The organism is Streptomyces sp. NPDC053069, assembly GCF_044546895.1.
In the GTDB taxonomy this organism is placed as follows: domain Bacteria; phylum Actinomycetota; class Actinomycetes; order Streptomycetales; family Streptomycetaceae; genus Streptomyces.
Window position 1 is genome coordinate 94,185 of record NZ_JBITZN010000002.1, and the last position, 21,908, is coordinate 116,092.

The 21,908-nt window shown below is 72.5% G+C and carries 19 protein-coding genes; 10 read left to right on the forward strand and 9 right to left on the reverse strand.

All coding sequences use genetic code 11. The features are described from left to right. Positions 1 to 15: 15 nt before the first annotated feature. The gene (sucD, locus tag ACIGXP_RS04035; protein ID WP_363214770.1) at positions 16 to 900 is read left to right on the forward strand and encodes a succinate--CoA ligase subunit alpha; all 885 of its coding nucleotides are present in this window, start codon (positions 16 to 18) and stop codon (positions 898 to 900) included. 72 nt (positions 901 to 972) lie between these two features. On the opposite strand, the gene ACIGXP_RS04040 is transcribed toward sucD, so the two are convergent. Beyond that, the gene (locus ACIGXP_RS04040) at positions 973 to 2,145 is read right to left on the reverse strand and encodes a helix-turn-helix domain-containing protein (protein ID WP_399763749.1); all 1,173 of its coding nucleotides are present in this window, start codon (positions 2,143 to 2,145) and stop codon (positions 973 to 975) included. A gap of 152 nt (positions 2,146 to 2,297) precedes the next feature. Between ACIGXP_RS04040 and ACIGXP_RS04045 the strand changes: the two genes are divergently transcribed. Beyond that, complete coding sequence (locus ACIGXP_RS04045; protein ID WP_399764817.1) at positions 2,298 to 4,130, forward strand: DUF6350 family protein; 1,833 nt, start codon at positions 2,298 to 2,300, stop codon at positions 4,128 to 4,130. 167 nt (positions 4,131 to 4,297) lie between these two features. On the opposite strand, the gene ACIGXP_RS04050 is transcribed toward ACIGXP_RS04045, so the two are convergent. Continuing rightward, entirely contained in the window at positions 4,298 to 5,107 is an 810-nt protein-coding gene (locus ACIGXP_RS04050; RefSeq protein ID WP_363214773.1) for a hypothetical protein, read from the reverse strand. Positions 5,108 to 5,401: 294 nt separating this feature from the next. On the opposite strand from ACIGXP_RS04050, the gene purN reads away from it, so the two are divergent. Both purN and purH read left to right on the forward strand, forming a co-directional pair. Further along, on the forward strand, positions 5,402 to 6,040 hold the full coding sequence (purN, locus tag ACIGXP_RS04055; RefSeq protein WP_399763752.1) for a phosphoribosylglycinamide formyltransferase: 639 nt from the start codon (positions 5,402 to 5,404) through the stop codon (positions 6,038 to 6,040). Beyond that, positions 6,037 to 7,608 carry a bifunctional phosphoribosylaminoimidazolecarboxamide formyltransferase/IMP cyclohydrolase gene (gene purH, locus ACIGXP_RS04060; protein ID WP_399763755.1) on the forward strand — a complete coding sequence of 524 codons (1,572 nt, stop codon included), beginning with the start codon at positions 6,037 to 6,039 and terminating at the stop codon, positions 7,606 to 7,608. Before purN ends, purH begins: the two co-directional genes overlap by 4 nt. Positions 7,609 to 7,659: 51 nt before the next feature. Here the strand turns inward: purH and ACIGXP_RS04065 are convergent, their stop codons facing one another. From ACIGXP_RS04065 to ACIGXP_RS04085, 5 genes are all read right to left on the reverse strand, one after another. Next, positions 7,660 to 8,919 (reverse strand): FAD-dependent monooxygenase, encoded by a 1,260-nt coding sequence (locus ACIGXP_RS04065; protein ID WP_363214776.1) that lies wholly within the window; start codon positions 8,917 to 8,919, stop codon positions 7,660 to 7,662. A gap of 119 nt (positions 8,920 to 9,038) precedes the next feature. After that, positions 9,039 to 9,509 carry a hypothetical protein gene (locus ACIGXP_RS04070; RefSeq protein WP_399764820.1) on the reverse strand — a complete coding sequence of 157 codons (471 nt, stop codon included), beginning with the start codon at positions 9,507 to 9,509 and terminating at the stop codon, positions 9,039 to 9,041. A 110-nt stretch (positions 9,510 to 9,619) separates the two neighbouring features. Continuing rightward, a complete protein-coding gene (locus tag ACIGXP_RS04075) occupies positions 9,620 to 11,167 on the reverse strand; it encodes a serine/threonine protein kinase (RefSeq protein WP_399763759.1) in 1,548 nt (515 codons plus the stop codon). Beyond that, a complete protein-coding gene (locus ACIGXP_RS04080) occupies positions 11,164 to 11,907 on the reverse strand; it encodes an FHA domain-containing protein (protein ID WP_399763762.1) in 744 nt (247 codons plus the stop codon). Before ACIGXP_RS04080 ends, ACIGXP_RS04075 begins: the two co-directional genes overlap by 4 nt. A gap of 153 nt (positions 11,908 to 12,060) precedes the next feature. Beyond that, positions 12,061 to 12,630, reverse strand: a complete 570-nt coding sequence (locus ACIGXP_RS04085; RefSeq protein ID WP_363214781.1) for a hypothetical protein — start codon at positions 12,628 to 12,630, stop codon at positions 12,061 to 12,063. Positions 12,631 to 12,895: 265 nt separating this feature from the next. Here ACIGXP_RS04085 and ACIGXP_RS04090 point away from each other — a divergent pair, with 265 nt between their 5' ends. From ACIGXP_RS04090 to ACIGXP_RS04105, 4 genes are all read left to right on the forward strand, one after another. After that, positions 12,896 to 13,750 carry a bifunctional methylenetetrahydrofolate dehydrogenase/methenyltetrahydrofolate cyclohydrolase gene (locus ACIGXP_RS04090; RefSeq protein WP_363214782.1) on the forward strand — a complete coding sequence of 285 codons (855 nt, stop codon included), beginning with the start codon at positions 12,896 to 12,898 and terminating at the stop codon, positions 13,748 to 13,750. Further along, on the forward strand, positions 13,740 to 14,210 hold the full coding sequence (locus ACIGXP_RS04095) for a DUF3017 domain-containing protein (protein WP_399763765.1): 471 nt from the start codon (positions 13,740 to 13,742) through the stop codon (positions 14,208 to 14,210). Before ACIGXP_RS04090 ends, ACIGXP_RS04095 begins: the two co-directional genes overlap by 11 nt. Positions 14,211 to 14,464: 254 nt before the next feature. Beyond that, complete coding sequence (locus tag ACIGXP_RS04100) at positions 14,465 to 15,814, forward strand: DUF2690 domain-containing protein (protein ID WP_399763768.1); 1,350 nt, start codon at positions 14,465 to 14,467, stop codon at positions 15,812 to 15,814. A gap of 336 nt (positions 15,815 to 16,150) precedes the next feature. Continuing rightward, the gene (locus ACIGXP_RS04105) at positions 16,151 to 17,140 is read left to right on the forward strand and encodes a malate dehydrogenase (protein ID WP_363214785.1); all 990 of its coding nucleotides are present in this window, start codon (positions 16,151 to 16,153) and stop codon (positions 17,138 to 17,140) included. Between the two features lie 77 nt (positions 17,141 to 17,217). Here ACIGXP_RS04105 and ACIGXP_RS04110 read toward each other — a convergent pair whose 3' ends face one another. Beyond that, a complete protein-coding gene (locus tag ACIGXP_RS04110; protein ID WP_399763772.1) occupies positions 17,218 to 18,639 on the reverse strand; it encodes an MFS transporter in 1,422 nt (473 codons plus the stop codon). Positions 18,640 to 18,741: 102 nt separating this feature from the next. On the opposite strand from ACIGXP_RS04110, the gene ACIGXP_RS04115 reads away from it, so the two are divergent. Then, positions 18,742 to 19,659, forward strand: coding sequence for a LysR family transcriptional regulator (locus ACIGXP_RS04115; protein WP_363214787.1), 918 nt, complete (start codon positions 18,742 to 18,744; stop codon positions 19,657 to 19,659). A 15-nt stretch (positions 19,660 to 19,674) separates the two neighbouring features. Here the strand turns inward: ACIGXP_RS04115 and ACIGXP_RS04120 are convergent, their stop codons facing one another. Further along, the gene (locus tag ACIGXP_RS04120) at positions 19,675 to 20,619 is read right to left on the reverse strand and encodes a TetR/AcrR family transcriptional regulator C-terminal domain-containing protein (protein WP_399763776.1); all 945 of its coding nucleotides are present in this window, start codon (positions 20,617 to 20,619) and stop codon (positions 19,675 to 19,677) included. A gap of 130 nt (positions 20,620 to 20,749) precedes the next feature. On the opposite strand from ACIGXP_RS04120, the gene ACIGXP_RS04125 reads away from it, so the two are divergent. Beyond that, on the forward strand, positions 20,750 to 21,901 hold the full coding sequence (locus ACIGXP_RS04125; RefSeq protein ID WP_399763779.1) for an FAD-dependent monooxygenase: 1,152 nt from the start codon (positions 20,750 to 20,752) through the stop codon (positions 21,899 to 21,901). Positions 21,902 to 21,908: the final 7 nt, after the last annotated feature.

A 21,908-nucleotide genomic window follows, 5' to 3' on the forward strand; every position in this document is an offset into this window, starting at 1 on the left:
GGACACCAACACACCATGGCTATCTGGCTCAACAAGGACAGCAAGGTCATCGTCCAGGGCATGACCGGCTCCACCGGCATGAAGCACACCAAGCTCATGCTCGGCGACGGCACGAACGTCGTGGGCGGCGTGAACCCGCGCAAGGCGGGTCAGACCGTGGACTTCGACGGCACCGAGGTACCCGTCTTCGGCACCGTCAAGGAGGCCATCGAGAAGACCGGCGCCAACGTCTCCGTCATCTTCGTGCCGGAGAAGTTCACCAAGGACGCCGTCGTCGAGGCCATCGACGCCGAGATCCCGCTGGCCGTCGTCATCACCGAGGGCATCGCCGTGCACGACTCGGCGTCCTTCTGGGCGTACGCCGGCAAGAAGGGCAACAAGACCCGCATCATCGGCCCGAACTGCCCCGGCATCATCACCCCGGGCCAGTCGAACGTCGGCATCATCCCGGGCGACATCACCAAGCCGGGCCGCATCGGCCTGGTGTCGAAGTCCGGCACGCTGACGTACCAGATGATGTACGAGCTGCGGGACATCGGCTTCTCGACGGCCGTCGGCATCGGTGGCGACCCGATCATCGGCTCCACCCACATCGACGCCCTGGCCGCGTTCCAGGACGACCCGGAGACCGAGCTCATCGTGATGATCGGTGAGATCGGTGGCGACGCCGAGGAGCGTGCCGCGGCGTTCATCAAGGAGAACGTGACCAAGCCGGTCGTCGGTTACGTCGCGGGCTTCACCGCGCCCGAGGGCAAGACCATGGGCCACGCCGGCGCCATCGTGTCCGGCTCCTCCGGCACCGCGCAGGCCAAGAAGGAGGCCCTGGAGGCCGCGGGCGTCAAGGTCGGCAAGACGCCGACCGAGACGGCGAAGCTGGCCCGCGAGATCCTGGCCGGCTGAGGCACGTCAGCCGAGCGCCGGTAGGCCCGTTCCCCGGGGTGGGGGCGGGCCTACCGGCGCTTCCCGCACCGTTCACCCGGGTTCCGGTAGCAGCCTCTCCGGCCCCTTGGCGGCAGCCCCCAGCTTTGCCCGCAAGGCCTGTTCCTCCCGGGACAGCGGCCCCATGACCCCCACCGCCGGCACCCCCTCCACCGCCTGAGCCGGGGCGATCGGGGCCTCGTAGTGCGTCGGTGCCGTCCGCAGCGTGAGTGTCGTCGCGCCGACGATCGTCACGGTGAACGCGATCGCCGCCCGGGTCCAGAGCACGTTCTGCCGCTCGCAGCCGGCCCGGATCACCGTCGGCCTGCCCGCGCGCAACTGCTCCTTCGAGGCCAGTTCGAGCAGCCGGCGGTGCAGTTCCGCGGGGTCGGCCAGTTCCGGCAGCCGCGCGGCCACCGCCTCCCGTGCGTGGGTCAGCCGCATCGCCGCCGCCGGCGTGCTGGCCTCCGTCTCCGCCGCCGTCTCCGGGAGGTCGAGGCCCACACCGTCGTAGAGCACGAGCGTGCGCCGGTACGACGGCGGAAGCGTCAGCAGGACGTGCAGCAGCGCGTGGCCGGCCGGATCGGCGGGCGGCGGCTCCGGGTGCCGGTAGCGGGGCCGGAAGCGGTGCCAGGGCGAGAGCGCGCAGTCGTACGCCACCGCCCGCACCCAGCCGCCCGGATCCCGGTCCCGGGCCAGCTCGGGCCAGCGCTGCCAGGCCAGCTGGAAGGCCCGCTCCACGGATTCGCGGGCCAGTTCCCGGCGCCCGGTGAGCAGATACGTCTGGCGTACGAGGGCGGGGGCGCAGAACGCGTACAGCGCGTCGAAGGCCTGAGCCGGCGTCAGGGGCTCGGCGGTGACGGGCGCCGTGCGTGCGGCAGCGACAGCAGCAGAAGCAGCAGCAGGGGCAGCGGTGGGGGAGGGGGCAGGGGCTGTGGCCGCCCCGGGCGGTGTCTCCGGGGCCGCCTCGGCCGTCGTCGTCTCCTCGGCCGCCGTTGTTTCCTCGGCTGCCGCCGGTGCGGCGAGCGCCCGCAGCAGCCTGGCGTAGGCCGCGCCCTCACGTCCGTGCGGAACGCGGCGGCCGGACTCCCACGCGCGGATCGTCGAGCGGCTGACGCCGACCCGCGCGGCGACCTGAGCCTTCGTCAGCGACCGGGACTCGCGAAGCCGTCGGCGTTCCGTCGGCGGTGGCAGCGGGCCGTCGGTGTTCTGAGTCGTCGTCACCATGCGCCCTTCCGTGCGAAAAAGAACATAAACATATATTGGGCGACACATCGGAAGTTCGCCTGTTGCGTGGGGAAAGCGGGTGGCATTGGCAGCATGGCGGGGTGACTCTGCTGACCGCTCGCCGACCGTCGCTGTCGCCCCTGCTGGCCCGGATGCGGGACCGTGAGCCCGGGCTGGCCGCGAGCCTGCTGGCCGGCGCGGTCGCGGCCGGACTCGGATTCGCTTCGTTCGCCGCCCTGCTGATGCTGCTGTGGGTCAGCTCGCCCTATCCCGACAGTGGTCCGGGCGGTGCGCTGCATGTCGCCGCGGCGCTGTGGCTGCTGGCGCACGGCGTCGAACTGGTCCGCACCGACACGCTCTCGGGTGTGCCCATGCCGGTGGGCGTGACCCCGTTGCTGCTGCTGGCGCTGCCCGTGTGGCGGGTGTACCGGGCCGCCCGGGACGCGGTGGACGCGCCCGAGGACGCCGACGGCCCGCCGCCCGTACCGGCGCGCACGGTGTGGACCGGGGTCGTCCTCGGCTATCTGGGTGTCGGCGGCGCGATCGCGCTGTACTGCTCGGGAGGCGAACTGCGGGCCTCCTGGCCCTGGGTGACGGTATGTCTGCCGCTGGTGGCGGCGGGCTCGGCGGCGGCCGGGGTGTGGTCGGCGTACGGCTGTCCCCGCGAGCCGGTGCTGAGCATGCTGACGGTGTTGCCGGGGCCGGTGCGGCGGGTGGTGTTCGGCGCGGACGCGCGCGCCCGGGTGGGTACGGCCGTACGGGCCACCGGTGCCGCCACGGCAGTGCTCTTCGGCGGTGGGGCGTTGGTGCTCGGGGTGTCGCTGGTGTGGCACGGCGGGGCGGCGCAGGCTTCCTTCCTCCAGCTGACCGAGGGCTGGACGGGACGGTTCGCGGTGCTGGTGCTCGGTATCGCGCTGATTCCCAACGCGGCGGTGTGGGCCGCGTCCTACGCCCTCGGCCCCGGGTTCCTGCTCGGTGCCGGACACGGGGTGAACCCGTTCGCCTCCGATCCGGCGCCGCTGCTGCCGCCCTTCCCGCTGCTGGCGGCGGTGCCGGACGCGGGTGCCGGGTCGCTGCCGAACTGGCTGGCGGGGCTGGTGCCGGTGGCGGCCGGGGGGATGGCGGGGTGGTTCGTGGCGCGCGGGGCCATGGAGCGGCCGGAGCCGGGCGAGGCGGTTGCGGCCCGGTGGTCGGCCGCCCGTACCGGCGGGGTCATGCTGCTGACCGCGACGGTGTGCGCGGCGGCCTTCGCCCTGCTCGCCGAGCTGGCGGGCGGTCCGCTGGGCGTGGCCGCGCTGGCCCGCTTCGGGCCGGTGTGGTGGCAGACCGGGGGAGCGGTGGGGGCCTGGACGGCGGTGTGCGGGGTGCCGGTGGCACTGGTCGTACGGGGCTGGCTCGTGTGGCGCGGGCGCACGCGGGGCGGGGGGATCCCGGCACAGGGGACAGGGACGGGGCAGGACGGCAAGGCGTCCGCGTCGAACTTCGGGGCGGCGGCCGACGGAACCGGAAACGGGCCGGGGAAGGCGGAGGAGCCGACGACGGGCGAGGCCACGGCCACGGCCGGCGCAGAGCACCAAGGCGCGGAGGGAGGCCGGAGCGGGGAGGAGGAGGGCCAGGAGGGCCACGACGAGGGGGCCGGCAGAGCCAGGGGCAAGGAACCGGGCACCGGCAAGAACCTGGGCCGACCGGAGACCGCGCCCGGCACGGCCGGTGCGGCGGAGGAGGACCCGTACGAGATCCTCCCGGCCGACGACCCGTTCGGCCCCGACTGGTCCGACGACCTCACGCACGCCGCGCGCTGGACGGCCGTACACGAGCCCGCGGCCCCGCGCGACACCTCGGACGACTGCCGTCCGGGCTCCTCGCCGACCGCGCCCGCCTGGCCGCTCCTCCCGGAACGCCCCCGGCCGGCCTCCACCGAACCCGCCCCGGGCTCCGCCGAGCCGGTCGCGGACACCACGGAACAGCCGCCGGAATCCCACTGACCCGACGGCCCGGGCCGCCCGCCACCGCGTCGGCCCGCACCCCGTCACCGAGCCCGCCGGGCCGCCCGTGCCAGGACACCGAGGAGGCCGGCTTCACATGAGGCGATCGCGTCGCGGGGCTTCTTCGCCGGCCCGCACCGGGTCACCTGACCAGCGGCACCGCAGGCTCAGTCGTTGCCGACTCCGAGAACCCCTCGCAGCTCCCGCGGCAGCAGGCTGTCGCAGGACTGTTTGGCCTCGTGGGTGAGGGCGTCGCCGACGCAGGTGTAGTAGTCGCGGTAGACCAGCTGGACCGTGAAGGTCGAGGCGACCAGGACCAGGGCCAGGGAGGCCGTGATCAGACCCCCGACGGCCGCTGTCGTCTGGGGGCGGCCGGGGACGGGCGGCGGGGTCGGGGAGTCCGGGTCCGGCCTGCGCGGCTTGGCGCGCAGGGCGCTGACACCCCAGTACAGGGCGAGTGCGCCCAGGAGCAGGGCCACGTACGGCCAGCTGAACAGGGCGAAGAAGACGGCCCACATGCCGGACAGCAGGGCGTAGCGCGCGCGGCGCTGGGCGGGGTCGGTCGGGTCCCAGCGCATGCCGGATCCGGCCGGTCCGCCGGGGCCCTGGGGGCCGCCGCCGGGCCGCTCGCCGAAGCCGCCGGGGGAGCGTCCGGGCTGACGGTCGCTCCACTGGCTGCCCCACGGGGAGCCGCCCCCCGAGCCCGGACCGGCACCCTGATGACCCTCGGGATGACGGGGCTGCCAGGGCCGGTCCGGGGTGCCCTCGGGCGGCGGTGCGAACGGGTTGTCGTCCTGCCGTCCGCCGCGCCGCCCGTCGCCGTCGCGGCCGTCCTGACCGGCCCCCTGACCGCCCGGACCGTCCTGCGGGGCCTCGGGAGGCGAGACCGGCCGCTCCCGCAGCAGCATGGCGTCACGCTCGCCTCCCTGGGCCGGGCGCGGAGGGAACGTGAGGAGTCGCGGGCTGCGATCGGGCATCAAAAGAGCGTCTTCCCCTGGGTGACTACGGCTGTCCCACATGAGCTTCCACCCCGACAACGCACCGCACGACGACCGCGTTCCCGAGGCTTCCCCTCCGTGATTCCTTGCGAACGCTACCTTCCGGCCACTCCCCCGTCCCGTGGGGGCCTTCCCGAGTGCCGGTATCGTTGCTGACGGTCGGCCGCTTCGTAGACTTCCCTGTATCGCGGGGTGCGAAGCATTCGTGCGAACGTACAACCGCATGGGCAACCGCCGACCGGACACATCGCCACCCCGAGAAAGGGCCCCATCGTGGCCGCCACCACCGCTGGCCCCGCGGTCAAGCGCCTCGTCGTGCTGGTCTCCGGATCCGGCACCAATCTGCAGGCGCTCCTGGACGAGATCGAGCGCACCGGAGCGGAGCGGTACGGCGCCCGGATCGTCGCCGTGGGGGCCGACCGCGCCGGCATCGAGGGGCTCGCCCGCGCCGAGCGGGCCGGGTTGCCGACCTTCGTGTGCAAGGTCAAGGACTACGCGAGCCGCGAGGAGTGGGACGCCGCCCTCGCCGAGGCCGTCGCCGCGTACGAGCCGGACCTCGTGGTCTCCGCCGGGTTCATGAAGATCGTGGGGAAGGAGTTCCTCGCGCGCTTCGGCGGGCGGTTCGTCAACACCCACCCGGCCCTGCTGCCCAGTTTTCCGGGGGCCCACGGCGTCCGTGACGCGCTCGCGTACGGCGCCAAGGTCACCGGCTGCACCGTCCACTTCGTCGACGACGGCGTCGACACCGGCCCGATCATCGCCCAGGGCGTGGTCGAGGTCCGGGACGAGGACGACGAGAGCGCGCTGCACGAGCGCATCAAGGAAGTCGAGCGAAGGCTGCTCGTCGAGGTCGTGGGGCGGATCGCCCGCAACGGCTATCGCATTGAGGGACGAAAGGTAGTTATCCAGTGACCGCCGAGAGCATCGAGAGCGGCAAGCGGGGCATCCGTCGCGCGCTCGTCAGCGTCTACGACAAGACCGGGCTGGAAGAGCTCGCGCGCGGGCTGCACGAGGCCGGTGTCGCGCTCGTCTCCACCGGGTCCACGGCCTCCCGCATCGCCGCCGCCGGCGTCCCCGTCACCAAGGTCGAGGAGCTGACCGGCTTCCCCGAGTGCCTGGACGGCCGGGTCAAGACCCTGCACCCGAAGGTGCACGCGGGCATCCTCGCCGACCTGCGGCTGGACAGCCACCGGGAGCAGCTCGCCGAGCTGGGCGTGGAGCCGTTCGACCTCGTCGTCGTCAACCTCTACCCGTTCCGCGAGACCGTCGCCTCGGGCGCGAGCGAGGACGAGTGCGTGGAGCAGATCGACATCGGCGGTCCGTCCATGGTCCGTGCCGCCGCCAAGAACCACCCCTCGGTCGCCGTGGTCACCAGCCCCGAGCGTTACGCCGACGTCCTCGCGGCCGTCAAGGACGGCGGCTTCGACCTCGCCGCCCGCAAGCGGCTGGCCGCCGAGGCCTTCCAGCACACCGCCGCCTACGACGTGGCCGTCGCCTCCTGGTTCGCCTCCTCCTACGCGCCGGTCGACGAGTCGGGCTTCCCGGACTTCCTCGGCGCCACCTACGAGCGCAAGAACACCCTCCGCTACGGCGAGAACCCGCACCAGGACGCCGCCCTCTACGTCGACGGCACCGGCGGGCTCGCCGAGGCGGAGCAGCTGCACGGCAAGGAGATGTCGTACAACAACTACACGGACACGGACGCCGCCCGCCGTGCCGCGTACGACCACGACGAGCCCTGCGTCGCGATCATCAAGCACGCCAACCCCTGCGGCATCGCGGTCGGCGAGGACGTCGCCGAGGCGCACCGCAAGGCACACGCCTGCGACCCGGTCTCCGCGTACGGCGGTGTCATCGCCGTCAACCGGCCGGTGAGCCGGGAGATGGCCGAGCAGGTCGCGGAGATCTTCACCGAGGTCATCGTCGCCCCGGACTACGAGGAAGGGGCCCTGGAGGCCCTCACCAAGAAGAAGAACATCCGCGTGCTGAAGGCCCCGAGCGCGCCCTGCAACCGGGTGGAGGCCAAGCAGGTCGACGGCGGTGTGCTGCTCCAGGTCACCGACCGGCTCCAGGCCGACGGCGACGACCCCGCCAACTGGACGCTGGCCAGCGGTGAGGCGCTCGGCGACGAGGAGCTGAAGGAGCTGGCGTTCGCCTGGAAGGCCTGCCGTGCCGTCAAGTCCAACGCGATCCTCCTCGCCAAGGACGGCGCCTCGGTCGGCGTCGGCATGGGCCAGGTCAACCGCGTCGACTCCTGCAAGCTGGCCGTCGAGCGGGCGGGCGAGGAGCGGGCCCGGGGCGCATACGCGGCCTCCGACGCCTTCTTCCCCTTCCCGGACGGCCCGCAGATCCTCATCGACGCCGGTGTCCGGGCGATCGTCCAGCCGGGCGGCTCGATCCGTGACGAGCAGGTCGTCGAGGCCGCCAAGAAGGCGGGCGTGACCATGTACTTCACGGGCACGCGCCACTTCTTCCACTGAGCGGTGAACGGGGCACTGCGCCATGCCGGCGCAGTGCCCAGTAGTTCCTGATCAGTAGTCCCTGATGACCGGTTCCGGGCCCTGGTCCGTCTCGGGTTCTCCGGCCTGGGCGGCCATCGCGTCGAACATCTCCTGGGTCGGCCGGGTGAACAGATACTGGCTGCCGTGGACGCCGATGGCCTGGTTGTGCTCGACGTACGGGCGCAGGATCCGCTCATAGGAGGCGAACGCCGTGCCGTGGTCACCGCCGGCCGCAGCGAGCTCTCCGGCCAGGACGTAGGCACCGAGCAGAGCCTGGGAGGTGCCGCGTCCCGAGGTGGGGGCGGCGCAGTGGGCGGCGTCGCCGACGAGCGCGATACGGCCGGCGGACCAGGTGTCCATCCGGATCTGCGTCATGGCGTCGAAGTACAGGTCGTCGGCGGAGTCCAGGTCGGCCAGCAGGCGGGGAGTCTCCCAACCGAGGTGCGCCGCACGGTCCTTGAGGATCCGGATCTGCGCCTGCCGGTCGCGCCGGTCGACGGACAGCGGCTGGTCGGCCTTGAACAGCAGGCCCGCCCGGGCCCGTTCGTTGTGCCGGACGGTGAACAGGCTCAGCGCGGCCGTCTCGCCGTCGCCGGTGGCCATCCCCTCGTGATCGAGACCAAGGTGGTTGCCGGTTCCCCAGTAGGCGTAGTAGCAGCCCAGATAGTGCGCGAACCCCTCCTCGGGGCCGAACGCCAGCCGGCGGACCGCCGAGTGCGCCCCGTCGGCGCCGATCACCAGGTCGAACCGCTCCGGCGGAGCGTGTTCGAAGGCAACCTCCACCCCCTCGCCGTCGGGCACGAGAGCGGTGACCGAGTCGCCGAACCGGTAGGCGACGCCGGCCTCGACGGCGTGGTCGTGGAGGATCTCCATCAGCTCGTCGATGAGCACCTCCAGCTCACCGGCGTACAGCGCGGCGGGCATGACGGCGAAGGGTTCGCCGGCGGCGTCCACGATGGTGCAGTCGCCGATGCCGGTGTCGCGTTCCTTCACCTGTTCCAGCAGGCCCATCCGGTCCAGCACGGTCAGCGCCCGGCCGCGGAAGTCGACCGCCTGACCGCCCTGCCGCAGCGCGGGGGCACGTTCGACGACCGTCGGTGTGAACCCGTGCCGTGCGAGCCAGTAGGCCACCGTCGAGCCGGCCACTCCTGCCCCGGAGACCAGTACTTTTCTCCCCGGTGACGGCTGTTCTCGGGTGACGCGCAGGTTCACGCGGATCTCCTCTCGGTCCGCTCCGCCGGGCGGCGGAGAAACGTGGTGCACACCCTCCTGGACATCCAGTTCGGTCACGGTGGTTCCGGTCGCGGTGGCGACCGCGGACGGCCGCCGGGCACACCGTGCTTCCTGCTTCGTCGACGGCCTCCGGCCCTCCCCCGAGGGAGCCGGAGGCCGTCCGCCCTGTCACGGCATCAGCAGGGGCGCAGGGACCAGATCGGGTCCCAGGTCGCCGTGCCGGCCTCGTACGCCGTGGAGGTCCAGCGGACGCTGCCGTCCTGGTTGTAGAACCTGGCGACCGTGCCCGGCGTCTGGTTGTTCGTGAACGGGCCGTCGCCGGTCCAGTTGGAGACGGTCCACGTCCGGCACTTGTAGAAGTCGAACTTGGTGCCCCTGACGATCATGCACAGGTGGCCGTAGGCGCAGTCCAGGTCCTTCTTGGCGGCCGCGCCCTGCGGAGCCCTGGTGAGGGTCAGGCCGTCGTACCGGACCTGGCCGGCGGAGGCCGAAAGCGGCTTCGGGTGGCCGGCGAGGACCTGGCCGGCGACCTGCTGGACGCTGGTGACCCGGGTGCCGTCCGGTGTGGCGGCGGTCGCCGCGACCGTGGAGCCGGCGAGGAGGGCGGTGGCCGCGACGAGCAGTGCGGCGGGCTTGGCGATGTTCACGAGTTCCCCCATGTGAACGAACGGTGTCGGTCGCTCCGCCGTGACGCCGTGGCGGAGTGGTTCCACCGTGCCGCCGCAACCCGTACGCCGGTACCTCGGAAGTCTCAGGGTCACTTCCTTCCCGCGGGCGTGTACTCCTTGAGGTAGTGGGCGACGCGGGCGCAGTAGTCGCGGTACTTCGGGGGAACTCCGCCCGCGGCGTTCACCTTCTTGTACGAGGTCCGGTAGCCGGCCGCGGTGAGCACCCGCTTGTCGCCGGGCAGGCCGTCTTTCAGGTGGGAGTCGATGAAGCACAGGTAGCGGCCCATGGCCGGAATGGAGACGGAGGGCGACAGGGGCGGCGTGGGTGTCGCCGACGCGGGGACGCCGTCGTCGCGCATCCACCAGCGCAGCACGGCGGGGGTCCAGCGGGCGATGCCGAACTCCTGCTTGCCGGGGTCGGAGAGGTCCGGGTCGAAGTTGCTCTCGGCCTTCAGCATCGCCGCGATGAGCGCGGGCGTGACGTCGGGCTCGGAGCAGGCGTGGGCGGAGTCCACGACGAGGCGGCGGTAGGCGACCGGAACGCCCTGATCGGTGCGTAGTTCCGAGGCGCCGTAGGAGGCCGATGCGGCATCGCGGGCGTCGTTGCCCCCGTCGTGCGCAGCCCAGTTGCTGATGCCGTAGCCGAGGGCCGCGACGGCGGCGGTGGCGGCAGCGGCCGAGGCGATCACCGCCTGCCGGCGCCTGCGGCGTGGGAACAGCCGGGGCAGGCGCGGCGAGCGGCCCGTGCCGGCCGCCGCCTCGACGCGGCGCAGCAGCGCCTCGGTGGTGATGCGTGCGCCATGGGTACGGGCCAGACAGTCACGGATGATCTCCCGCCAGCTGTCCGGGAGTTCGGGTGACAGGCGCAGTTCGTCGGTGCCGCGGGCGTAGGCGGCGGCCGCGTCGCGGCGGGCCGTCGGGGTGGCGCCGGACAGCGGGAAGGAGTCGGTGAGGACGAGGTGGGCGAGCACACCGAAGGCCCAGACGTCGGCGGAGGGACGGATGCGGCGGCCCCGTTCGCCGATCTCCGCCCACAGCAGCTCGGGCGGGGTGTAGTCGGGGGTGGAGAAGGCCGGGGTGTAGGCGTGGGTGCCCTCCAGTTCGGCAGCCATGTTGAAGTCGGCGAGCCGTGCCGAACCGTCCGCCATCAGCAGCACATTGGCCGGTTTCAGATCCCCGTGCACCCAGCCGGCCCGGTGCAGCTGGGCCAGCCCCTCGCAGATCTGGGCGAGCAGGGCGGGCCCGGAGTCCGGGCGGGGCGAGGCGGCGAGCAGAGCGGACAGGGACCCCTCGGCGCGCTCCAGCACGAGCACGGTGGCGCCGTCGAGTGCGGGCCGGGCCGCGTCGTCCACCACGAGGGTCTCGTACATCCGGATCAGCCGCGGCCGTCTGAGCCGGCGGTGCACATCGACCTCACGCTCGATGAGTTCCCGCAGATGGGCCAGCTGGCGCGGGGTGCCGGTGCCGGTGGGCAGGAACTTCAGGGCGGCGGTGCGCGGCAGTTCGGGCGTGTCGCCGTCCCCGGTGCGCCGGCCCGCGTACACACTGCCGAAGGCACCCGTCGCGATCGGCTCGCGCACCTCCCAGACGCCGACCCGGTAGCCCCTGGGCACCGGCACGGCGTACGGCTCGGTCACCGGGCCGTCCGGCTCACGGGCCCGGACAGGACGACCAGGTCGTCCTCGCGCACCAGGTCGAAGCGGAGCGCCAGGGACACCAGCGACTCCTTCTTGCCATTGAGGCGGGGACCGGTGTCCGCGGTCTCGGGGCCGGGCTTGAGCCGCAGTTTGACCGCCAGGTAGTCGATGTTCCACTGCACCGAGGTGCGGGAGGCGGCCGGCCAGGCGGGGCGCAGCCGGTCGACGACCTGGTCGACGGTGGGCAGCGGGGCGTGCGGGTCGCCGCGCAGCCGCGGCTCGCACAGGGCGGCCAGGACGGCGAAGTAGCGCTTGGTGCGGTCGACGGAGAAGGCCGGGGCGGTGGTGTCGCCGTCCGGACCGGCGCCGTCGCGCAGATAGTCGTGGCGCGGCGCCCACACCTCGATGGTCAGCAGCTCCCCGGCGGCGGGCAGCACGATCCGCGAGAACTCGAACGGGACGGGCGCGTCGAGCCGGCCCGGGCCGACCTTGATGTGCTCACCGGCGCCCTCAGGGTTCTCCACGACGTACGTGTGCCGCGCGGACAGGTTGCTCAGTATCCAGAACGCACCCTGGGCGCCGAGTTCGCCGGCCCGCCGGGAGACCCCGTCGTGCGGGATCCTCAGGTCGTTGCCCGGTGCCCGCCCGAAGCGGAGACGCTCACCGGGGGCGAGCCGGATCTGGGTGCGGTCCTGCCGGTCCTCCGGGGTCGGCGGAGGTACGACGACGATGCTGTACAAGGTGCGGCTCCCCGTGCCTTGCGGCCACCCCGGCCGGGTACGGCTACCCGAGTCAGACTAGGGGGAGACACCAGGGCCGTGCCTCCCCCTGGACGGGTGAGACACGGCCCTCGGTGTTGAATTGGCGCGAACTGTTCCGTCGCGCGGGCGGGTTCAGTACCGGGCGCGGTTGAACCAGGCCTTGCCGTTGGCTCCGCCCACGAAGCAGGCGATCAGAATCGCCAGCACCGTGTGGACGAGGCCCACGATGACGAACGGGTACAGGCCGAGGATCGCGGTGATGATGCCGAAGACCAGGGTCGTGATGCGGACGCCGTTGGCGCCGGTGTTGAACTTCGACGCGAGCACGGCCGCGAACACGCCCCAGGCGAGCGCGAACACCACGAGCCCCCACAGCATGCCGGACGAGTAGTCGGCGAACCGCTGGAAGCTGCTGTCGTCCTGCAGGGCGCTGTCGTGCTTCAGGGAGTTCACGCGCACCGCAGTGATGGCGAACCCGATCACACCGAGGGCCTGGAGGCCGACGATCACCCAGAGCATCACCCGCGCCGCGCTGACGTTGCCCGGCATCGCGGTCATCGGGGCGCCGGCGCCGTACTGCTGCTGGACGGGCGGCGCCGACGGGTAGCCGTAACCGGCACCCTGGGGCTGCTGCGGGTGGCCGTAGCCGGGCTGCTGACCCTGCGGGGCGCCGTAGGGACTGTTCTGGTCGCCGAAGCTCATGGCGGTGTTTCCTCCGTTGAATCGAGTGCTGGGGACGAGGCGCGGCACTGCACGGAGGAGAGTTTCTACAGATGCGGTCCGTCCCCCCGTCGAGCTGCCCGCTGCACTGTGCTGCTCATCGTTCTTGACCGGTTACTGACTTGTCCAGCCGGAAGCCCCAGGTGTTGTGCAAGTGCAACATCGTCGATCATCTGCCGACAAGGCGGTACGGCGCCCCGCCACCCCGGATTGGAACCGGGGCCGGGTCATCCGCGAGGATGGGTGCATGACCGCCCAGATTCTCGATGGCAAGGCCACCGCAGCCGCGATCAAGTCCGATCTGACCGCCCGCGTGGCGGCGCTGAAGGAGAAGGGCACAACGCCCGGCCTCGGCACGATCCTGGTCGGGGACGACCCCGGCAGTCAGAAGTACGTCGCCGGCAAGCACCGCGACTGCGCGCAGGTCGGCATCGCCTCCATCCAGCGCGAGCTGCCGGCCACGGCGACCCAGGAGGAGATCGAGGCGGTCGTACGGGAGCTGAACGAGGACCCGGCCTGCACCGGATACATCGTCCAGCTGCCGCTGCCCAAGGGCATCGACGAGAACCGCATCCTGGAGCTGATGGATCCGGCCAAGGACGCCGACGGGCTGCACCCCATGAACCTCGGCCGGCTGGTGCTGAACGAGCCCGCGCCGCTGCCCTGCACCCCGAACGGCATCCTCTCCCTGCTGCGGGCCCACGGCGTGGAGATCAAGGGCGCCGAGGTCGTGGTCGTCGGCCGCGGTGTCACCATCGGCCGGCCGATGCCGCTGCTGCTCACCCGGCGCAGCGAGAACGCCACCGTGACCCAGTGCCACACCGGCACCCGCGATCTGTCCGCCCACCTGAAGCGGGCCGACATCATCGTCGCGGCTGCCGGCTCCCCGCATCTGATCCGCGCCGAGGACGTCAAGCCGGGCGCCGCCGTGCTGGACGTCGGTGTTTCCCGCAACGCCGAGGGCAAGATCGTCGGCGATGTCCACCCGGACGTCGTCGAGGTGGCCGGCTGGATCTCTCCGAACCCCGGCGGCGTGGGCCCGATGACCCGGGCGCAGCTGCTGGTCAACGTGGTCGAGGCGGCGGAGCGCAGTGCCGGCTGAGCAGGCGCACGGCGGCGAGCCGACCGTGCGCGACGCGATCAGCGCCCCGGACGAGCAGGGGCGGGCGCGGCGTGTCACGCGCCGCTTCCCGCGGATCACCCGGGACACCGCGCGGCCCGAGGGCGGCGGCCGGGCCGCGCCCGGCGACGCCCCGGCCCCGGCGCGGCAGTGGCCCCTGCTCGTGGTGCTCGGCACGGTCGCGCTCGGTCTGCTGCTGACCGCGCTCGACATGTTCCGCTTCGGCACCCTGCTGATCGGTGCCGCTCTGCTGGCCGGCGCGGTCATGCGCTGGATACTGCCCGGCGTCGGCATGCTCGCCGTACGCTCCCGCTTCACGGACATCGCCACGTACGGCGTTCTCGGCCTCGCGATCGCCCTGCTGGCGATGATGGCCCAGCCCGACCCGTGGCTGCGGATCCCGTTCCTGAAGGACACCCTGCACTTCACCATCAGCCAGTAGCGGCGCTCGCAGGGACGGCGGCTCGTCCCCTCCCCCGAGGAGGGACGAGCCGCCGCCTCTTTCAGCCTTCCGCCCAGGAAGCGCCTGTTCAACGCCTGTCCGCGCGCTGTGGCACGGAAGTGACCATTCCGCTACGGTGTCCGCGCGCCGTCCGTGCTCCCGCGCGCCCCCATCCGGGGAACTGGGATCCTCGGGCAGGGCATCCTTGTGGGTAGCCAGGACGGGGAAGCCGGGGGAGAGCAAGGGGGGAATCGATGCCTCGCTGGAAAGACCTGCCCGAGGATCTGGACCCGCAGATCAAGGAGTTCACCAGCCAGGTGCGACGGCTCGTGGACCGCAGTGGCATGAGCGTCGCGGCACTCGCCGACCGCACGGGTTACAGCAAGACGTCCTGGGAGCGTTACCTGGGCGGCCGGCTTCTCGCGCCCAAGGGCGCGGTCGTCGCGCTCGCCGAGGTCACCGGCACCAATCCCGTGCATCTGACCACGATGTGGGAGCTGGCCGAACGCGCCTGGAGCCGGGCGGAGATGCGGCACGACCGCACCATGGAGGCGATTCGCATCTCCCAGGCGCGCGCCGCACTCGGGGACTTCGGCGCGGCGGAGGCGTCCGGCGGCCCGTCCGGCCGCACGGGGGAGGGCCTCGGTCCGGCCATGGGCATCGCCGGTCCGGCGGGCGTCTTTCCGACGATTCCCCCACAGCCGACGGCTCCTGACGCCGACGCCCGGGACGGCGTCGCCCGGGACGGTGCGGGACGTGGTCCGGCCGATCGCAACGGTGCGGGGCGTGGCCCGGCCGACCGTGACGGTGCGGGAGGTCCGGCCGACGGGGAGGGGACCGAGCGTGGTCCGGCCGAGCGGGACTCGACCGGACGTGGGGGGACATCCGGTGCCAACTCGTGGAACCTCGCCGGGTATCAGGGGCCGTCCCCGGCGAGCGCCCGACCCGGAACCGGGGGACGCGCGGGTGCCGGTGCCGCCGTGAACGGTTCCGGTCCCGCCGTCTCGTCCGACGCTGCCGGCCGGGTCCCGGACACGCCGACCCCGTACGGCGGGCAGCAGCCGCACGCACCGGCTCCCCGGCCGGGCGGCGGCGCCCCGGCTCCGGGGAACGCCGGGCGGCAGCGGGTGATCATGTTCGTCTCCGGGCTCGTCGGCGTGCTCGTCGTCATCGCCGCTGTCTACTTCTTCACCCACCGGGGCGGCGCCCAGCACGAGAACACCGCCAAGCCGCCGTCCCCGAGCGCCACCCCGAACGCGAGCGCACCACCCGGGGTCAAGTGCACCGGCTCCGCCTGCAACGGCAAGGACGCCGAGGCCATGGGCTGCAGCGGCGACCTGGTCACCACCGCCCGGACCGTCACCGTCGGCACCACCACCCTGGAGGTCCGCTACAGCAAGGCCTGCGGGACCGCCTGGGGCCGGATCACCGGCGCCGCCCAGGGCGACAAGGTCCAGATCACCGCCGGCAAGGTCCGGCAGACCGGCGAGACCACCACCGTCGGCGACACCATCGCCTACACCCCGATGGTCGCCGTGAAGAACGCGGCGGAGGCCAAGGCCTGCGCGACCCTCGCCTCCGGGCGGACGGCGTGCACGAAGTAACGGCCTGTGCGAAGCAACGGGGTGCGAGAAGCAGGCGGGTGAAATTCCGGGAGCGGGCGCATGGCGGGGCGGATCCTGGGCACGCGAGGAGTACCCCCACGGGAGTCCGGCACTCGGTACCCCCACCTGGCGGTCGCTCCGTCCAACCCTCTCCCGGACGGGCGGCCGCCACTTCGTTCGGCATGTGTGCGGCTTGTGGGCTGATCCACACCGCCCCGGACGTCTCGCATGCCGGATGCGCGATAGCCTGACCGCTGGATCTCTCTTGACGCCAAGAGATCGATCATCCGCCCGGGGCAGGGACGCCCCACCGCCAGCTGTCATACGGAGAACGCCATGACCCGCACTCCCGTGAACGTCACCGTCACCGGCGCGGCCGGCCAGATCGGTTACGCCCTGCTCTTCCGCATCGCCTCCGGCCAGCTGCTCGGCGCGGACGTGCCGGTCAAGCTGCGCCTGCTGGAGATCACCCCGGCGCTGAAGGCCGCCGAGGGCACGGCCATGGAGCTGGACGACTGTGCCTTCCCGCTGCTGCAGGGCATCGAGATCACCGACGACCCGAACGTCGCCTTCGACGGCGCCAACGTAGCCCTCCTGGTGGGCGCCCGCCCGCGCACCAAGGGCATGGAGCGCGGCGACCTGCTGGAGGCCAACGGCGGCATCTTCAAGCCGCAGGGCAAGGCCATCAACGACCACGCCGCGGACGACATCAAGGTCCTCGTCGTCGGCAACCCGGCCAACACCAACGCCCTCATCGCCCAGGCCGCCGCGCCGGACGTCCCGGCCGAGCGCTTCACCGCGATGACCCGCCTGGACCACAACCGCGCGCTCACCCAGCTCGCGAAGAAGACGGGTTCGACGGTCGCCGACATCAAGCGGCTGACCATCTGGGGCAACCACTCCGCCACCCAGTACCCGGACATCTTCCACGCCACCGTCGCCGGCAAGAACGCCGCCGAGGTCGTGAACGACGAGAAGTGGCTGGCCGAGGACTTCATCCCGACCGTCGCCAAGCGCGGTGCCGCGATCATCGAGGCCCGCGGTGCCTCGTCGGCCGCCTCCGCCGCCAACGCCGCGATCGACCACGTGTACACCTGGGTCAACGGCACCGCCGAGGGCGACTGGGCGTCCATGGGCATTCCGTCGGACGGTTCCTACGGCGTCCCGGAGGGCCTGATCTCCTCGTTCCCGGTCACCACCAAGGACGGCAAGTACGAGATCGTCCAGGGCCTGGACATCAATGAGTTCTCCCGTGCTCGCATCGATGCGTCGGTGAAGGAGCTGGAGGAGGAGCGCGAGGCCGTTCGCTCCCTGGGCCTCATCTGAGAGTTCCCTGGACCTGGCAGACGCTCGGCATCCCTCCGCAGGGGTGCCGAGCGTTGCCGTGTGCGGGTGCGTATCGGCTACCCGACGTGGGTGCGCGGGGCCGTTGCCGAGTGCGGGTTCCCTGTGGTTGCTCGCGCCGTTCCCCGCGCCCCTTGGAGGCGCTTTCCGTACCCGGCGACCACCAGTGCCGTGGCCACCAGTACCACCACGCCCACGGTCCGCAGCGCCGGCCCCATGCCGTGCAGCAGGTCGGTGTGGGAGGACAGGACCGTACCGGTGACGGCCACGCCCAGTGCCGCGCCGGTCTCCCGGGCCGTCGTGCCGAGGCCCGAGCCGAGGCCCGCCTGGTGGGACGGGAGTGAGGTGACCACGCCGAGGGTCAGGGCCGGCATGGAGAGGCCGGCGCCGGCGGAGATGACCAGGAGCCAGCAGACGAACACCGCGTAGGGCGTGCCCGCGTCGGCCGTTGAGGCGCCGAGCAGACCGAGGCCGATCAGGGCGAGACCGGTGCCGATGACCGCGCGGGGGCGGCCGGCCCAGCGGGTCGCCAGTTTCTGGGTGGCGGCCATCCCGAACACCAGCGGCAGGATCGCCACCCCGGTGACGGCGGCCCCGAAGCCCTTCACGCCCTGCAGATACTGCGAGTTGACGAAGAACAGCGAGAACAGGCCGAAGAAGCCGGTGGCGGTGCCGAGGGAGGCCGCGCGCAGACGGGGAGAGCCGAAGACACGCGGGTCGAACAGCGGGGCGGGGGAGCGCAGGGCGTGCCGGGTGAAGGCGGCGATCAGGAGCGTGCCCGCCGCGAACGCGCCGAGGATGCGGGCGGAGGTCCAGCCGTAGGCCGGGCCCTCGATTATGCCGAACAGGACCGCCACCAGGCCGGCCGTCAGGAGCAGCGTGCCGAGCGGGTCCGTGTTGCTGCGGGCGGAGCGTTCGGTGTGCGGGACGGTGGCTGAGACCGCCGCGGCGAGTACGGCGGCGAGCGGGACCATGACGGCGAACAGGGCACGCCAGGTGAGGAACTGTCCGGCCAGGCCGCCGCCCAGGTTGCCCGCCGCGCCGCCCAGGCCGATCGACAGCGTCCAGGCACCCATGGAGCGGGCCCGGTGCTCGGGCGCGGACAGGTGCATCAGGATCGAGAGGGTGGCGGGTGTGATCAGCGCGGCTCCGGCACCGGACAGGCCGCGGCCCGCTATCAGGACGGCCGGGCCGGTCGCGAGCGCGCTGGTGGCGGCGCCCGCCGCGAACAGCGCGAGCCCGGTGAGCAGGGCACCCTTGCGGCCGTACCGGTCGCCGAGCGCGCCGGCCGGGATGAGCAGGCCCGCGAAGACGATGACGTAGGCGTCGACGGTCCACAGGATCTCGGTGTGCGACGGGTGCAGGGACGAGGAACCCAGCTGGGGGATGAGGAGGTTGATGGCGGCGACCATGCTCTGGGCGACCAGGACGCAGGCGCACAGCGCGAGCAGGGTGGGGCGTTTCAGGGCGTGCGCGGGCACGGCTCCTCCCGGGAGCTTCGGTGGGTGGTGTGGGGTGCGCTCTCACCGTAGGCTCGCCCGTGACCTGCTTTCCAGTGCAACCTTCGCAAGGAATACCTGCACATGACGCAATCCACCGGGCTGGACCTGAATCTGCTGGTCGCGCTGGACGTGCTGCTGGAGGAGCAGAGCGTGCAGGGCGCCGCCCACCGGCTGCATCTGTCGGAGCCCGCCATGAGCCGCACGCTCGGCCGGATCCGCAAGGCGCTCGGCGATCCGGTCCTGGTGCGTGCCGGGCGCCGGATGGTGCCCACTCCGCACGCGCTGGCCGTGCGGGCCGAGGTGAGCGCGGTGGTGGAGCGGGCCCGTGCCCTGTTCGCGCCGGGCCGGGACACCGATCTGCGCACGGTGACCCGCACGTTCACGATCCTCGGTCACGACTCGATCGCGGCCACCCATGGCGCCGCCCTCTTCGCCCGCGCCGCCCGCGAGGCCCCCGGCATCCGGCTGCGCTTCCTCTCCGAGAGCCATGTGGACGTCCCGGTCCTGCGCCAGGGCACCGCCGACCTGGAGGTCGGGGTGATCGACACGACCGCGCCCGAGGTGCATGTGGAGACGGTGTACGAGGAACGCATGCTGGGCGTCGTACGGGCCGGACACCCGTTGCTCACCGGGGAGTTGACGCCCGAGCGGTTCGCCGGGGAGGCGGGACACCTCATCGTCTCCCGGCGCGGCAGGCAGCACGGGCCCATCGACGACGCACTGGAGGAACTCGGTCTGAAGCGGCGTGTGGTGGGCAGCGTCGGCACCTATCCCGCCTCGCTGTTCGTGCTGCGGGAGACCGACCTGATCGGACTGATCAGCCACTGGGGCCGCTCGCTGGCCGACACCCTCGGCCTGGTCACCTTCGAGATCCCGCTCCCGCTCCCCGCGATCGGCGTCGGCTTCGCCTGGCACCCCCGCCACGATGCCGACCCCGCCCATGCCTGGCTGCGCGGCTGCATCAGGGAGCTGATGACCCAGCAGGCGGCCGTCCGCTAGGGGGTGTCGTTTGGCTCATCCCGGCGTCGCGGGCCGCGGGGCGGCGGAAGACGAGGGCGCCGCTGCTTCGATGCGGGCTGCCAGGCCGTCGAGGAGGGCGGTCAGGCCGAACTCGTACAGCGAGGCGGGCGTGAGGTCGGCCTCGGCGGCGACCGAGGCGAAGTGCGGCAGACGGCCCTGGGACAACAGGGCGGTCATCCGGCCGTGCTGGGCGTCCATCCACTGCTCCCCGGTGATCCCGCTGGTCTGTGCGGCGCGGGCTTCGGGTTCTGTGTCGATCGCCTGCCCCCGGACATGTCCGAAGAGGGTGACGGCCGCGTGCATGCGGGTGCCGGCGTCCAGTCCGAGGCCGTCCAGGGCGGCCAGGGCCCATTCGATGTGCCGCATGCCGTGGGGCGCGAGCAGGGGCCGGCGGAGGTTGAGAGCCGCGGCCAGCCACGGGTGGTCCTGGTACAGCCGCCACTGGATCGCCGCGGACAGCTCCAGCCGGGCGCGCCAGCCTTCCGGCGGCCGGGCCGGCAGCGGCTCGCTCGCGAAGGCGGCGTCCACCATCAGCGCGATCAGCTGTTCCTTGTTGGCGACGTGCCGGTAGAGCGACATGGTCGGCATGCCGAGTTCCGCGGCGATCCGCCGCATGGTCAGCCCCGCCGTTCCCTCGGCGTCGGCAAGGGCGACGGCCGCACGGACGATGCGGGCCCGGACGGCCGGGTCGTCGGTGGAGGACCGGGCCGAGCGCGGCTGCGGCCCGGGGTCGGCGACCACGGTCCCGACCCCGGGCACGGCCCGTACCAGGCCCTCGTGCCGCAGCGTCGCCAGCGCCTTGCCGGCGGTGGCCATGGCCACCCCCCACCGCCGGGTGATCGCCCGGGTGGACGGCACGCGGTCACCGGGGGCGAGTTCGCCCGTCCGGATGCGGCGGCGCAGTTCTCCCGCGATCTGTGCGTACGGCGGCTGAGCCATGGCGGCGACCTCCTGCCGACCGAAGCGGTCTCGGACCCTGGTGCACTAGTGCACCCTAACCCTCCCGCACTAGAGCACTTTCATCAACTGCTCACTGGGAGAGGGGTGTTCGTGCTCGTACGTTGTACTCATGACGACAGAAAAGAAGGTTCTGATCTCCGGCGCCGGTGTGGCCGGCCTGGCACTCGCCCACTGGCTGGAGCGCCATGGCCTGCGGCCCACGGTGATCGAACGCGCCCCGCACGTCCGGCACGGCGGTTACGCCGTCGACTTCCGCGGCGAGGCCCTCGACGTCCTGGACCGGATGGGCCTGCTGGAGTCGATCCGGTCGCTGGACACCGCCATGGGCGACGCGGCGATGGTGGACGCCGACGGCAGGCGGTACGCCACCCTGCCGGCCGCGGTCTTCGCGGGCGACCTGGAAGTCCCCAAGGGGGAACTGACCCGGCTGCTGTACGAGGCTGCCCGGGACAGGGCGGAGTTCCTCTTCGGCGACTCCGTCCGCGCGGTGCGGCAGGACGCCGGCGGCGTGGACGTCACGTTCGAGAACGGGCCGCCGCGCAGGTTCGACCTGCTGGTCGGTGCCGACGGGCTGCACTCGCGGACCCGAGCGCTGGTCTTCGGCCCCGAGGAGCACTTCGTACGCTCCCTGGGCATTTACACCGCGATCTTCAGCCTGCCGAACCACCTGGGGCTGAACCACACCGGGCAGGTGTACGTCTCCCCGGGCAGGGCGGCCAACATATTCGCCGGTGACGTGACCGGCCGGGCCAGGGCCGCCCTGCACTTCGCCGCCGGGCCGCTGGAGTACGACCGTCGCGACACCGGCGCACAGCAGCGCATCGTCGCCGAACGGTTCGCCGGTGAGGGCTGGGAGATCCCGCGGCTGCTGACGGAGATGCGGACGGCCGAGGACTTCTGGTTCGACGCCAACGCCCAAGTGGTGATGGACACCTGGAGCAGCGGACGGGTCGTTCTGCTCGGTGACGCCGGCCACTGCGCGGCCCCCACCTCGGGCCGCGGCACGTCCCAGGCGCTGATCGGCGCGTATCTGCTGGCCGGCGAGCTGGCACACGCCCGCGGCGACCACACGGCGGCGTTCGCGGCCTACGAGGACGCGATGCGCCCCTTCGTCACCGAGCACCAGGCCGTGGGGCGCGAGGGAGCGGAGCGGTTCTTCCTGCCCGCCCCCACCCAGGAGGCGCTGGACATGCTCGCCGCCGGCGCCCCGGAAGGCACCCGCGCCGAAGCGGTCCGCCTGCCGGACTACGCGGTGCGCTGACTTCCGA